Origin of the sequence: Bacillus sp. ZY-1-1 (assembly GCF_003047165.1) — a bacterium.
In the GTDB taxonomy this organism is placed as follows: Bacteria; Bacillota; Bacilli; order Bacillales; family Bacillaceae; genus Bacillus; species Bacillus velezensis.
This window is the reverse complement of the sequence record NZ_CP027061.1, coordinates 1,576,733-1,592,377: the sequence shown is the minus strand read 5'-3', so window position 1 is coordinate 1,592,377 and position 15,645 is coordinate 1,576,733. Positions and strand designations below refer to the sequence as shown.

The 15,645-nt window shown below is 50.9% G+C and carries 1 protein-coding gene; it reads right to left on the bottom strand.

All coding sequences use genetic code 11. From position 1 onward, the window contains the following. Positions 1-2: 2 nt before the first annotated feature. Positions 3-15,614: an SDR family NAD(P)-dependent oxidoreductase gene (locus tag C5I45_RS08210; protein ID WP_107994326.1), complete on the bottom strand. Its 15,612-nt coding sequence runs from the start codon at positions 15,612-15,614 to the stop codon at positions 3-5. Positions 15,615-15,645: the final 31 nt, after the last annotated feature.

The following is a 15,645-nucleotide window of genomic DNA, read 5'->3' as shown; positions in this document are numbered from 1 at the left end:
TATCACACCTCGCTTATTTCAAACATTGCTTCTGTGCCCGCCTCATTTTCTTCCGCTTCGGACAACTGCGCTTTTTCAGGCCAATACCGCTGTTTTCGGTATACTGTCTGGCCGCCTTTCGGTTCCATGGTCGCTTTTCGTTCTTTCGGAATTCCTTCGTTGCTGACAATGATATGGGCGTTATTTCCGCCCAAACCGAACGCGCTGACCCCGGCCCTGAGTATCTCTTTTTTTCCGTCCCACCGCTTCAGCTCAAGCACAGGATAAAGCGGCGAATCATGAAATTGAAAGCGGGGGTTCGGTTTATGGCAATGCAAAGTCGGCGGCAGTTCTTCATTGGCAATCGCCAGCAAAACTTTGATGATTCCCGCCGCGCCCGCCGCACTCAGCAAGTGGCCGATATTGCTTTTGACGCTCCCTACACCGCAAAATTGTTTTTCATCGGAATAAGCAGACAAGACATTGGTTAATCCTTTTAATTCAATCGGGTCGCCGATCAATGTACCGGTTCCGTGCGTCTCTACGTATGTCATGGTGTCCGGCTCGATTTCCGCTGATTGAACCGCCTGCTCAATCAAGTCCTGCTGCGCCCGGGGATTCGGCGTCGTCACCCCCATTGTGCTGCCGTCATTATTTATGGCAGAGCCGTCAATAACGCCGTATATTTTATCTTCGTCTTCTATCGCTTTTTCGAGCGGCTTCAGCATCAGCACACCGCAGCCCTCTCCGATTCCTGTTCCGTCCGCATCGGCATCGAAAGATTTTGAACGGCCATTTGGCGATAAGATTCTCGCCGCGCTCATTGTGAGAAAAGGTTTTTCATCAAGCAAAATGTCAACCCCGCCCGCAAAGGCCGCCTCCGCTTCTCCATTTTGAATAGCCTGCACGGCCAAATGAATTGCCGTAAGCGAACTAGAGCAGGCCGTATCCACGACCAGATTGGGCCCTGTAAAGTTATAAATGTGCGCCATATGTGCGGTAATAAAATTTTGCCCCGCGCCAATAATCGCGTCTTTTTGCAAATATTGAAATTTCTGATGAAACGCACCTGCCCTTGCACCAGCAAAAACGCCGATACGGCGGCCCCAGAGATCCTCTTTTTGATAACCGGCATCGGCCAAAGCTTCCGCGCTCACTTCGAGCCACTGCCTTTGCAGCGGGTCTATCATCGGTGCCAGCGTTTCTGAAATATTAAAATACTCCGGGTCAAATTGATCAATATCGTGAATAAAACCGCCCCATTTACTGATGCTTTTTCCTTCTTGATATTCACCCGGCTGATAGTGTTCCCCGGCGTTCCATCTGTCCGGCGGAACTTCAGTGACGGCATCCGTTCCGCTGCGGAGATTCTTCCAAAATTCTTTTATATCCCCCGCTTCCGGAAAATGACAGGCCATGCCGATGATCGCAACCTTTCCCCGTTTCCCGGGCTTATCTGCCGTTTTTTTGCTCTGTTTCGGCGTTTTCTGCAAAGGGACCTTCTCCGCGGGAACCGCTGCATCTGCCGAAAAAGCTTCCGGACAATGTGCGGCTAAATAATCCGCGAGCTGTTCTATGGTAGGGTGTTCCAGAAGGACAGTCGGATCAATTGAAACGGACGGCAGTTTTTGATCGATCTTTGTCAGCACTTGCGCCAGAAAGATAGAATCCATTCCGTATTCCTGAAAAGGCACATCGATATCCATATGCGTTTCATCGATACTCAGCTCTTTTGCCAAAAGCGACTTCAGCCAAGATTGAATATCAGTCCGGCTATGGACCCGTTTTTTTGTTTCTGGAGGTTTGGAAGCTGTTTTCATTCCTTTATGGGCGGCTGGCTTAGCGTTTTCAAGCGCTTTGATGTCCCAATCATATTTCACTTGTGCCGGCAGCACGACAGTTCCGGGTCTTTCTCTTAAAATGTAATCAAGCATCTTGAGACCTTCCGCGTCAGAGTGGCGCAGCAATCCCGTTTGCTGATACATCCCGCTTTTTGTATCCCTGCTCATGCCCGTCTCATCCCATGCCGGCCATTGTATGCTCATGATGCCGCCCTCATTGTTTTCTGCAAAATAGTCCATATAAGAATTAGCCATCGCATAATCGCTCTGTCCCGCCGCAAGAATCGGGACGGCTGCCGAGACAGATGAAAACAGGACGAAAAATGCCGGCGCATCATCCTTTACACTCTCATACAGACTGTGAAGGCCGTCTGCTTTCGGGGCGAGCACCCGCGCGATACTGTTTTTGGATTTGCGGAGAAAAGCAGGGTTTTCACGGTCCGCAATTCCTGCGCAATGCAGAATGCCTCCGACAGGTCCGAGCGTTGTGGTTACCTCTTTTATAAGCCGTCCGACGGCCTGCTTATCCGTCAGATCAACTGCTGAGACGCACACTTTTACGCCCTGTGATTCCAGCTTTCGGATAAGCTGTATTTTTTCCAAAACGACAGGGTCTGTTTGCTCAAGATCCCACTCGGTTTTCGGCGGCAGCTCCTTTCTGCCTGTCAGAAGCAGTTTCTTCACACCGTATGCGGAAACGAAATGCTTGGCGCATAAAGCGCCGAGTCCGCGCGTTCCTCCGGTTATCATGAGGACGGCGTCTTTTGGAAACACAGTCCGGTCTGTTTGCACGGCTTCTGGTTCAATCTGATCAGTCTGCCGAAGAACATAGCTGAAGCGCATGCCGTCCCTGTAGCAAACAGCAGATTCCGTTAAGTCTGATTCAATTTCTTGTTTAATAAAAGCGGCTGTCTGCCCCAGCGGCTCTTCAGGATCAATATCGGCGTGACAGGTGAGAATATGGCTGTATTCATGCCGCAGCATGCGATAAAGCCCCGCTTTTTCAATACCATGCATAGCGGCCGCCTTATTTTTGAAGGATTCAAGGCCTTTTGTAAGATAAAGCATTTTCATGTTTTCTTGTCCGCGGCCGTATTCAATCAGCTGCTGCAGCGATGCCACCCAGCTGATGTCCTGCCGCTTTTGTCGGGAGCCGCAGCCGGTGAAGTCAATAAACCCGGAATAGATGGCCGCATTCGCATCCTGTAAGAAAGAGATGAGCCGATTTTCCTGCACAATGTCAGCATCATTCAGCTGTTTTTTCACCTCGGCGGCAAGGTCTTTTGTATCCTCGGAGACGATGAGCGCTATTTTGCTGAATGGCTCGGATGAAGACACTGCCTCGCAAGGCTCCCATGTTTTCTGCAATACTACTGTTTTTTGATTCGAAAGCGGCAGCTGCTCCCGTTTCGGCACCCAATAGCGGTCGGCTCTGAACGGATAGGAGGGCAGGCTGATGCGGCGCGGCTTACTGTCCGTATACAGCTGCTCCCAATCTGTGTCAAATCCGTTTACCCAGAGCCGCAGCACTTTCTTGTATTTCTTTTTCTCAATCCAGGCGCTGACGAGGTCAGCAGCGTCTTCATCGTCTGAGAACATGGAGATCGTGTTATTCTCGCGTTTTTTGCGCCCGCTGATGATATCTTCGCTGTTTTTTCCCATCAGAAACGCGTTCAGTTTTTCAGTCAGTTCCTCTGCGGAGCCTGCAATGATTCCCAGCCTCGTTTCCATTGCGTCCCGTCCGGTCTGCAGTGTGTATGCAACATCTGCAAGATCGATATGGCGGGATGATCCGTTTTGGATAAAATCCCGAAGGAGACGCGCTCTTTCTTTCAGCCGCTCTTCATTTTTAGCCGACAAAACAAAAAGAGATGACGCTTTCTCACGGGTTTCCGGCTGTTCCGTCTCACTTTTGCCCATGTATTCTTCAATAACGATATGCGCATTGACACCTCCGAAACCGAATGAGCTTACACCCGCCCGGCGGGGCAGGACCCGGCCGTTTTCATCACGCAGCGCTTCCCACTCCTTTGTTTCTGTCACAATGTAAAACGGGCTGTCCTTCAATTTGATATGGGGATTGATGTTCTCGCAATGCAGACTTTTGGCGAGCGTCCGATGTTTCAGCTGCATCAATACTTTGATAACGCCCGCAATACCTGCTGCGAGCTCCAAATGTCCGATATTTGTCTTCACTGAGCCTATCCCGCAATATCCGCCCGGAGCCCCGTCTGTTTGGAAAGCTTTTTTCAATGCATTGATTTCAATCGGATCTCCGAGCGCCGTACCTGTTCCGTGCGCTTCTATATAAGTGATCGTTGACGGCTGAATACCGGCTTTTTGATAAGCGCTTTTCAGCACATCCGTCTGAGCCTGCGGGTTCGGCGCGGTAAGTGACGCTGAGCGTCCGCCGTGATTTTCCGCTGTACCGCGGATGAGGCCGTAGATGTGATCCCTGTCATGCTCAGCCTCTGAAAGCTTTTTCAAGACAATCATGCCGGCACCCTCTCCTCTGACATAACCGTCAGCCTGATCAGAAAATGTTTTGCAGCGCCCGTCTTCACTGAGCATGCCTGCTTTTTGAAAACCGATATGCCCTTCTGGCGTGACGATCGTGTTGACGCCTCCTGCGACCGCCATATCACAATCTCCCGTTTCAATGGCTTTTACCGCGCGGTGAATGGCGACTAAAGAGCTTGAACAAGCGGTTTCTATCGGCTCGCTCGGCCCGTGGATATCAAGAAAATAACTCATTCGGTTCGGCCCGACGGACGGCACGATTCCGGTCATCGTATACCCCTCGACAGGAAGACCCGCCTTATTGATTAAGGTTTGATATCCGCTTCCCAATGTGCCGGTGAAAATGCCGGTTTTTGTTCCGGCAATCCGTTTTGCCGAGTACCCCGCGTCTTCAATGGCTTTCCACACATACATCATTAATAGGCGCTGCTGAGGATCCATCATTTCAGCTTCTTTCGGAGATATCCCGAAAAACAGCGGGTCAAACCCGGCGATTCCATCTATAAAACCGCCCCATTTAATTGACGTTTTATTTGCATCCGCTGCCGGATCGCCGTAATATTCGCGCCAATCCCAGCGATCCCGGGGAATTTCTGTGATGCAATGCTCTCCTTTTGATAAACGTGTCCAGAATTCATCTATGTCTTTCGCTTGCGGAAAAATACCGCTGATTCCGATAATGGCTATCGGTTCGGTTTTTTCTTCTGATTTTCCTTTTACGGATACGGGCGTTTCCCGTTTGACATGAACGGCCGCCGGAGCTTCAGCTTTTCTTATTCCGGCTTTTGGGGCGGTTTTAAAATTCTCTCTTTCTAAGCCGCTGAATGCTTCTTTCCATTCAGATATCAAATGGCCGCTCAGTTTGCGCAATGTCGGAAATTCAAAGAAGATAGTCGGGCTGAGCTCAAGCTGATAAGACCGATTTAATAGATTTGTAAATTCAGTGAAGATGATCGAATCAAATCCGTATTCCGTCAGTTCGCTGTCAGCCTCAATATCTTTCATGCTTACCTTTAAAAGATCTGATACATGACGCTTTAGTTTCTCTTGAACCCGATCTTTCAGATCTCCTGCATCTGTCTCTGCCGGAGCTTTTGCGGCGGCGCTTTGTTCTTCACGCAGATCGAAAATATGGCTGCGAATCCGTTTTTCATCTCCTTCTGCCACCATGATCTGGTGTTCTCCGGAGGCAAAAGCGGCGTAAAGCGCCTGGATGCCTGAAGCCGATCGCATGGCTTTCATTCCGGTCTGTTCATACATCAGCCGTTCGGTCTCTTTGTCCACGCGCATACCGCCCTCTTCCCAAAGCGGCCAGTTGACGGACAGGGTCTGCCCGCTCCGCTTGTTGTCCCGCACGAGACGATTTCGGCGGGCTGCATATACGTCCATAAATGCGTTGGCTGCCGCATAACCGGCCTGCCCCGGGTTTCCCATACCTCCCGCCAAGGAAGAAAACAGAATGAAAAAGTCCAGCCGCGCATCTTTCGCTGCTTCATCAAGATTGATAAGCCCTTTCACCTTCGGCGCCATGACGGTCTTCCGTTCGTTTTCTGTCTGGTTCAGAATGTAATTGTCGGCGATCACGCCGGCGCCGTGAATGATCCCGTCGAGTGTTCCGTGCTCCTCCTGTATGCCGCGGACGAGGGCGATGACCGCCGCCCTGTCTGTCACATCAACCGGTTGATACAGTACGCGCGCACCCGACGCTTCCAAGCGCCGTAAGCGGGCGGAGCGGTCTTTATCAAGCGCTTCCGCCCTTCCCGTTAATATGAGGACGGCGTTTTTGACGCGGGAGGCTATTTCTTCAGCGAAAATCAGCCCGATGCCGCCCGCTCCCCCGGTGAGGAGGTAAACCCCTTCGTCTTTCCACGGAACGGCGCCGCTTTGAAGCGCAGGCAGGTGACGCCAGTTTCTGACGAGACGTTTGCCGGCTTCATAACGGATTTCCGCTTGTTCAGGGTGCGTCCGGTTTTCTTTCAGCTTGGCAAGAAGCGATGATGCTGGCTCGTCCGGATCGGCTTGGATGACTTGGCCGTACAGCTTCGGATGTTCAAGGTGAGCCGTTTTCAGGAAAGCGGCCAGCCCCGCCAATACATTGTCTTCCCCCCTGTCGGGGACAAGAAGCTGGATCAGCGTTTTTCCCTTCTGTTTTTCTTTGATAAGACGGGTGACGATCGCTGACAGCTCCGCCGCACAGGCGTCATAACGGTCTTCAATCGGACCTTTCCCGTCAGCCGCACATACGGCGCCGTTTATGTCCTCAGCGTTCATTCCGCCATACAGCGTCACGTATCTGAAAGACTCTTCTTGTCCGCCGCCTTCACCCGGCGGTGATTCCTGCCACTTTGGCTGAAGCAAGAGCGGTTTTCCCTCCGTTTCCTCTTCCAGAAAACGGGCGGTGAGCCCCGTCAATCGGACACATACCTCGCCGTTTTCATCACACAGCTCAATATGATAGGCGCCGTCCGCTGAGGAAAGCACCGCCCACATCGTCTCCCGGCATGCAGAAAACACCTGCATATCTTGGAGGGCAAACGGCAGAAACGGCCGTCCGGACGCGGAACCGTCTGAGTGCACGAGACCGATAGAAGCCTGGAGGGCGGCGTCCAGCATGCTCGGATGCAGGATGAACGGCTCCTTTTCTTCGCGGGCGGACGGCGGAAGAGTGAGCTTCGCGAGCACTTCCCCGCTTCCGGCATAGACGGCGTCAAGCGCCTGATGAGACGGTCCGTAAATGATGCCGAGGCGGTCGAATGCTTCATAGCACTCAGCCTTTGACATGCGCCGGCCGCCGCAGCGCGCCTGAACCGCTTCCACATCGAGTACCGGAGCACGCTCCGTCTCTTCGAGCACGGCCTTTCCCTGGAAAAAGACAAGCGGCTCTTCTCCTTCGGCATACGCTTCAAAAGCGATGTCTCCGTTTTTTTCCGGCTGAAGTTTTACATGAAGCGTCACGCCTTCAGAAAGCGCCGTCACCGGACGGAGCCAAACGATCTGTTTGAGCCGGACACCCGCTTTCCCGCCCGGCAAGCCCTCAGCGGCAAGTGTAACGGCGGCCCGGGCCATTTCTAAAGCAGCCGCGCCCGGAAGCACCGGTTTTCCATTGACGATGTGATCGGCAAAAAACGGTTCACGCCCTGAAAAAACAGAAGTAAAGCGCTGGGCGGTAAAGGTCGATGTATTCGCATGGAGCAGCGGGTGAAGCTTTTCACGTTCAGCTGAATTCCGGCTTTCAAGCTCTCCCTGAAGACGATCGGACGCCCAATACGTCTGCCTGGCAAACGGGTAGCCCGGCAGATTGCCGATTCGCGGCAAAGGTCCGCCATAAAGCAAGTCCCCTTCGATTTCATAACCTTGACAATAAAAATCTGCCAGCACGCATAACAGTTCCTGATATTTTCTATGGTCAGAATATGAAGCGCTGCACTTGCCGAGCACTTCTATTATGTGCTCCTGAATATGCTGTCGGCCTGCAAAGTGCTGCGGTACTTTTCCCGAAAACACATAAGGATGATGTTCATTAAGCTTTGCCTGCTTCCATACATACACTGCGTCATCAGCATCTTGAACCACGATGGCGGCGCGATGGTTAAAGTGATGCCGTCCTTTTAGCAACGTATAGCTGAGCTGGGCTAGATCATTTTCTTTCAGTCCGCCATTTTCCGCCCAAGTGATCATATCTTCAATTTTTTCCTGAAGGGCCTCCTTTGTTTTTGCTGATAAAGTCAGTAAATAAGCAGGGGCATCCGGATGAGGTGAAGCGCTGCGCTTATAGCTTTCCATAACGACATGGGCGTTTGTTCCGCTCATCCCGAATGCGCTGACTGCCCCCATTCGGTTTTTACCCGGCAGAGAAGGCCACGCTTTAGCCGTTTTATTCACATAAAAAGGACTCTTCTCCCAGTTGATATAGCGGTTTTCCCCGCTGCAATGCAGACTGGCGGGAATCATTTCACGGGAGAATGCCTGTAAAAGACTGATCAAACTGACAATGCCTGACGCGGCAAACGTGTGGCCGATATTGGTTTTAATTGATGTGAGCGCGCAAAATGCTTCTTCGTTTGTATAGGCAGAAAATGCGTCATAAAGCGCGTTAATTTCCACCGGATCACCGAGTTTTGTACCCGTACCGTGTGTGACGATATATTCGATATCTTCAGGGTTGATACGGCCCCGGTCATAAACGGAAGTAAGCAGCCGGGTCTGCGCGACGCCGCTAGGAGCGGTAATTCCGTTTGTTTTCCCGTCATAATTGATGCCGCTCGCCCGAATCACCCCGTAAATCGGATCGCCATCTTCTTCCGCCTCTCTCAGCGGCTTAAGAACAACCGCCGCGGCCGCTTCCCCGGGAACCATGCCGTCAGCCCTTTTATCAAACGCGAAGCATTTCCCGTTTTCCGACAGCATTCCGGCTTTATCTATCGTTTCAAAAAAGTCCGGGGTATTCATGATATTCACCCCGGCCGCAACAGCTGTTGTGCACTCTTTATTCTGCAGGCTTAATACCGCCTGATGGACAGAAACGAGCCCCGAAGAACATGCTGTATTTATCGCCATCACAGGACCTGATAAATTCAAGTGATAAGCCAGCCGCGCCGCCAAAATACCGTTATGATGAGACGTGACATTGCCTTTGTCCCGTGTTAAAAGGTGATAATCTCCTTCTTCCGCCCCCACAAACATACCGATCGTCTGCTGCCTGATGTGACTGGCGCCGTAGCCGGCGTCCTCAAGGGCCCTCCACGCTTCCTGAAGTAGCAGCCGCTGCTTCGGATCCATCGTTTCAGCTTCCCTCGGCGATATTTCAAAAAATAAAGGGTCGAATTCGTCCGCCCCCGGTACAGCGCCGAGTTTCCATTTTGAACTTGTGAAGCCTTTTTTTGCGACCGGTGCGACAACGTCCTTTTCCTGAAACAGAATGTCCCACAGCTCGTCCGCCGTGCGCGCCTGAGGAAAGCGGCCGCTCATGCCGATAATGGCAATGGAATCAGCTGCCTGACTGCCCTCGGTTCCGGCGTTCAGCTTATTTCTTCCCCTCTGCTTCTTTCGCTTTTCCGTTCCTGCCTTTTCAAAGATAGATTGATCTGCGGATTCAGGTTTCTTTTCTTCATAGACATGCTCCATGACGGACTTGTGTTCCGTCAGAAAATAGCGGACGACCTTCTCCAGTGTGGAATGTCCGAAAAACAGGGCCGGGGTCACTTCAATTCCGTAGTGAGCGGACAAAGAAGAGGCGAATTCCGCCAAACTGATAGAATCAAAGCCGAAATCAGCCAGATTGTCAGCGTCCGTCAGTCTGTTCTTGTCTATTTTCAAAAGCCCCGCCGCCAGTTCCTTCACATCCCAGCTTACGCATTCTTCCAGTGTAAAGCCTTTCATTTCACTCCGCCTTCCTGAAAACGGGACGTTCCTGTTTACAGAACCCGAAATCGGCCGTTCGCCTTGATCTATCTGCAGGAAGCGTTTGGCCCTCGACGGAAAACCGGCCAGGACGAGATACTGGCTGGACGGCTGGACTAACAATGTTTCAAAAGCTTCGAGTCCTTCCTTTGTATATAAATAACGCTGTCCGCTTGATTTTAAATACATATCGGTGCTTTCCGCCGTGCCGACATGCATCCCCCCTTCTTTCCAAAGCGGCCAATTGATTGCAAGTGACTTGCCGCTTCTGAGTCCGAGGCTCACAAGTTTATCCCGATGACGGACAAAAGCCATTTGGAAGCGGTTCCCCATTGCGTAGTCACAAGAACCGAAGTCTCCTAAAATCGCTGAAGAAGAAGAGAAACAACAGAAGAAGTCAAGCGGCTCCCGTGACAGAACCTGATCTAACACCGCTGTGCCGTCCGCTTTTGGCGATAAGACTTGCTGAAAGGTTTGCAGATCTTTCTCCAGAATGCTTTCAGTGCCTTGAAGACCTGCAGCGTGAATGACACCGTGAATCGGCCCGCATCCTTTCTCTTTCGCTTCTTGCAAACCTTTCTCCATATGAACCTGATCTGCGGCATCCGCCTGCACGTAAAACACCTTGGCGCCTGATTCTTCCAATCTCTTTATCTTGTTCAGCACCGGGCCGCCTGCCGCTGATCTCCCCGTCAAAATGAGCGTAACCGGTCCTTTTTCAGCAAAATATCCGGCAAATAACAAGCCTAAACCTCCGCATCCGCCAGTAATCAAGTACGTTTTTCCGCTTTTTATCACACGCTTCTCAACAGGGGCAATATCCGTCTGCTTCATTTCCATGACGTGACGGATTTCCCCACTGTACATGACACTGCGGAACGACTCGCTGTGAAGCTCTTCACATACATTATGGATCAGCTTTTCAAATGGTCCTTTTTGTCCAAAATAAACCGCGGCCGTATCCGTCTCCGGCAGCATCAGTTTCAGCGACCGTTCCAGCCCGATCCATGACTCGGCGTAACTGATATCGGTATCGGTCCCGCACTGAGCGGAAAGAAGGATCCGCCTCGGTTTAGAACGCAAAGAAGCAGCTGCACGGATCACATGATACAGAATGGAATAGTCTTTCACGGCCTTTTCATCTTCAAGCGGCCATCCATACAAAACGGCATCCGCCTTGCCTGCAGCCGTTTCAATATGCCGAAACGTTTCTTGATATGCTTGTCCGTCAGTGATTTTAATTTGATAATGCGTGTTTGAAAGCTTTTGAGTTTCCTCACCCTGTGAAATAAAAAACACGCCGGCTCCCGGATAAAGGGATTGTAAAGACCGATAAGCATGTTTTCTGGCAGCTTCTCCCGTAAGAAAACAGATGACCGTTTTCAGCTCTTCATGAATGGATTTCTTCAGAGGCTGCTGCGTCCACCTTTCCTCAAATATCATCATCTCGGAGTGTTCCTCTTGCCCGTGATCCTGCTGAGACGGCTGTCTCATTCTCACCCCTTTGATTTCTGCGCATACAATGCCGGTTTCGTCACAAAATTGAATGTCACAGCCGGTTTGATTCTTTTTATTCATATACATCCACATGCCGGATGAACACGGACGCATGACGCGCAGTTCTTCAACCGCTTCAGGCACGATATGGACTGACGGCTCCGTTTTTGCCAAGACATGAAAAGCTGCGTCCAGAAATTCCGGCGGTAGATGATATCCCGGATTACGGCCGCTTTCATCTGTAAGAGCAAGCTTCGCCCAAATCGCATTTTCTCCCGCATAAAGCTTTTCAATGGTGCGGAACTCCTTACTGATCGTTACACCTGATGTGCCTGGTGTTTCATAATCGAATGACAGCGGGCGGCAGTCTTTTTGTAAGGAGGCAATATCAAGCATGCGGGATGGCTGTATGTTCCCTTGACCGATGATTCCATAATGATGCAGCTTCTCTTCGTCACTGTATATTTCATAATGGATGCCTTCCTCGTCTTCAGACAGAAGGGAGAGATTGACGCCCGCACCGTGATGTCCGCCGGTAATCGGGTCAGTCCATGCCGCCGTTCGGATCCATATCTCTTTTTCTTCAGAGCTGTCTGCCGCATGATGATAAGCCGCAAGCGCCATTTCTAAATAAACGGCTGCCGACAGAACCCGCTCCCCTCTCACATCCTGGAAAACGTGTTCCCGGCCTGTAAAAGATGTATGATAGCTTTGCTCCGCCAAGGTTGACGTATTTTCATGCAGGAAAGGATGCACATATTCAGTTGTTCCTGTTTTTGGTTCATTCCGCTTCATCCAGTAGCTTTCTTTTGCAAATGGATAAGACGGCAGACTGATACGATGCGGCAGCGCGCCTTTATATAAAGATGCCCAATCGACGGGCGCCCCGTGGACCCAGGCATTCAAAAGACTGCCAAATTGACGTTTTTCCATCCAATCACCGACTGTGCCTTCCGTCTCTGTGACAGCACTATCACTCCGGCCCGTAAACACCCCGCTTACGGAACCGGCATTATTCAGAAAAGCAGTCAGCTTCTGTTCCAATTCAGAAACAGAGTCCGCTGTCATCGCCAGCCGTTCTTCCATCTGAACCCTGCCGACTTGAAGGGTAAATGCCGCGTCAAGCAGATTTGCATCTGTAATTGTTCCGTTTCCGGCGGCATCCGACAGCAACAGAGCCCGCTCGCGCAAGCGGTCTTTATCTTTTGCCGATAAAACAAAAAGCGCCGGACGGCCGGAGTCCGCCGAAGTCATTTCAGCCGGTTCATACTCTTCTATCAGCAGGTGGGCATTTGCCCCGCCCGCTCCGAAAGAAGATGTACCCGCGATTCTCGGATATTCCCGTGTTACTCCTTCAGATTCTATGACCGGCCGTCTCCATTCCGCCGTTTCCTGCTGCACGATAAAAGGAGAAGTTTCAAAATCAATTTCCGGGTTCAGCTGCTTTGAATGCAGCGACGGCACCAGATATCCGTGTTTCATCTGAAGAAGAATTTTGGTGACGGCAGCAATGCCCGCCGCACTTTCCAGGTGTCCGATATTGGATTTAACAGAACCGATAGAACAAAATTGCTTTGCATCCGTATAGCGGCGGAAAGCCTTAGTTAACCCCGCGACTTCAATCGGATCTCCCAAGGAAGTGCCGGTGCCGTGGGCTTCCAGATAGCTGATCGCTCTCGGGTCAATTCCTGCCCGCTCCATCGCGTCTGCGATCACTTCCCCTTGTGCATTCGGATTCGGAACGGTGAACCCGTTCGTTTTGCCGCCGGCGTTCAGAGCGCTTCCTTTAATGACACCGTATATATGATCATGATCTTCAACAGCCTTCTTCAACGGCTTTAACACGATACAGCCGACGCCCTCTCCGTCAACAAACCCGTCAGCCTTATCACCGAACGCTTTGCACGCGTTTGACGGCGACAGCATTCTCATAGAAGACAGTCCGATATAATGAACCGGATCTGTAATCAGGTTTACGCCGCCGGCAATCGCGCATTCAGATGCACCTGTTCTGATGCTTTCTGCGGCGAGATGAATGGCGGTTAAGGATGAGGAGCATGCGGTATCGACCGCGATGCTCGGACCGTGAAAATCAAACACATAGGATACGCGGTTCGGGATAAAGTGGTAGTGGGCCCCTGTCGGATAGTTGCCGTTCATGACACCCGCAAAGACACCAACCTTTTTACCGGCGCATAGTGAATCAGGGGTATATCCGGCATCCTCAAGGGCCGCATAAGCGGTTTCCAGAAACAGTCTCTCCTGCGGGTCCATGCGCTCCGCTTCAGTCGGGGAGATTTTAAAAAACAGCGGATCAAATTTATCAATGTCTGTTAAAAAGCCGCCCCACTTTGTATACATCCGGCCTTCCTTACCTTTTGTCTCATCATAGTAGTCCCGCCAATCCCAGCGGTCTTTCGGAATTTCGGTGATTCCGTGTTCACCGGTTTTTAACCGTTCCCAGAACTCATTAACATTTTCAGCTCCGGGATACTTCCCGGCAAGACCGACAATTGCCACTTCATGGTGTTTTGACGGCGGTTCGGAAGCGGGCGGCGCTTTTTCAGAAAAAGATGCCGCTTGGCGCTTCGTCAATCCGGCGCTTTTTTTGCGGCTTTGCTTTTTCTGTAGAGTGTGCGGCACCTTTTCGGCTTCTTTATTTGTCTTGAAAATCCCAGCCATATCTTCCTGTCTTGAGCTGACGAGATATTCCGCTAATCCGCCGATTGTCGGATACTCGAAGAACAATGTGCTGCTGATATCAGGGACGTCTTCCCGCACGCGGTTGGTCAGCTGTACGATTAAGATGGAATCAATTCCGTATTCTTCAAGGGGCGTATGGGCTTGAACGTCCTCAATCGGCATCTTTAAGATGACGCTGACGATCTGTTTCAGATACTCTGTGCTTTTTTCAAGCAAAGAGCCTGATGATACCGCTTCAGTATGACGGACTTCTTCAGAAAATCGCGCAAGCAGTTCGCGCTCCTTCGTTTCAGCCAAGTATGCGGCAAGCTCTTCTATCGTTCGGTGTTCAAAAAACAGCGTGCTGCTGATATCAGGGACGAGATCCCGCAGCTCGTTCGTCAGCTGAACGATCAGAATAGAGTCAATGCCGTATTCATCCAGAGGAGCCAGCGGATTTATCTCTTCTGCCGGCATTTTTAATACTTTTGCCGCAGCCCTTATCAGAAAAGCAGCTGTCTTTTCCGAAAGCCCTTCTCCCGCTTGTTTGATGGGGAGCTGACGATCAGAGGATGTTCGCGGTACGTTTGATTGGCGCTTTTGCGCGGTGTAAGCTTCCCTGCTCTGCCTGATGACTCCGTTGCTTTTCGCCGTGATAATCTGCTGGGTGTGCAGACGTTCGTTTTCAGCCGGAAATTGAATGGAATGAAAGCCTTCAGCCATTAAAACCGATTTCCATGTTTCCGGATAAAGACCGGGGCACCCCGGAATCCGCAGCGCCTCGTCTTCGTACAGCCACCAGCCCTCTAATAAGCCGAATGTAACATGTGTAAACGGCGTATGTCCGCCCAGTTCATTAACGAGCAGCAAACCGTCTTTTTTCAATACGGCTTTTGCCGTCCGTAAGGTTTTCCGGATATTTTTGGTGGCATGCAGCACGTTTGCGGCGATAGCGATATCGTAGGTTCTCAGATGTAATCCCTGGCCCGCCGCAGGTTTCTCCACATTAAACAGCTGATACGTCAAATACGGATTGTCCGCGCCGTATTCCTTTTCGGCATGCATTAAAAAAGCTTTTGACAAGTCGGTATAACAGTATTCCTGAATATGGTTTTGATAGGGGCGGAGCTTTTTAAACAGTGTGCTGCTCGTTCCGCCGGTGCCCGCTCCGATCTCCAGCAGACGGATGTTTGCCTCAGGATTGTTTTTAATTACATTTTCCACATAAATACACGCTTCATTTGCCAGCACATCGTTGTAATAATCAGCGAGAATGTTATGCTTATAGATTCCTTCAACAAGCTCCATTGAAGAATCGGGAAACATCACGTCAGTGGCTTTTATTTTGCCTGTTAAAATGTCAGGCAAAGCTTGAATGACGGTATCCGCCAGCAGAGCCTGCGCTTTCATATCCGGATCTTTCAGCCATTCGTTTTTCTTCTTATGCCACTCTTCCCAAATCGCGGCCGTTTCACCGCTTTTAAGATCGCTGTCTAAAAGACGGATGCTTTCTTCCAGCCAGCGCTCATATAAAGGCAGACAGGAAGCCGCCGGCGCTTCGCCGGTCAGACCCATTGAACGCAGCGTCACCCGCAGCACTTGCAGCAAAAGCCGATTCAATTCTTTCATTTGATTGCTTATTTCTGTTCTTAAGGATAACTGTGTACGGTCTTTTTGTTTGTCTCCCTTACCCAAAACCTTATCCTCCTAAGAAAATTAAATTTGC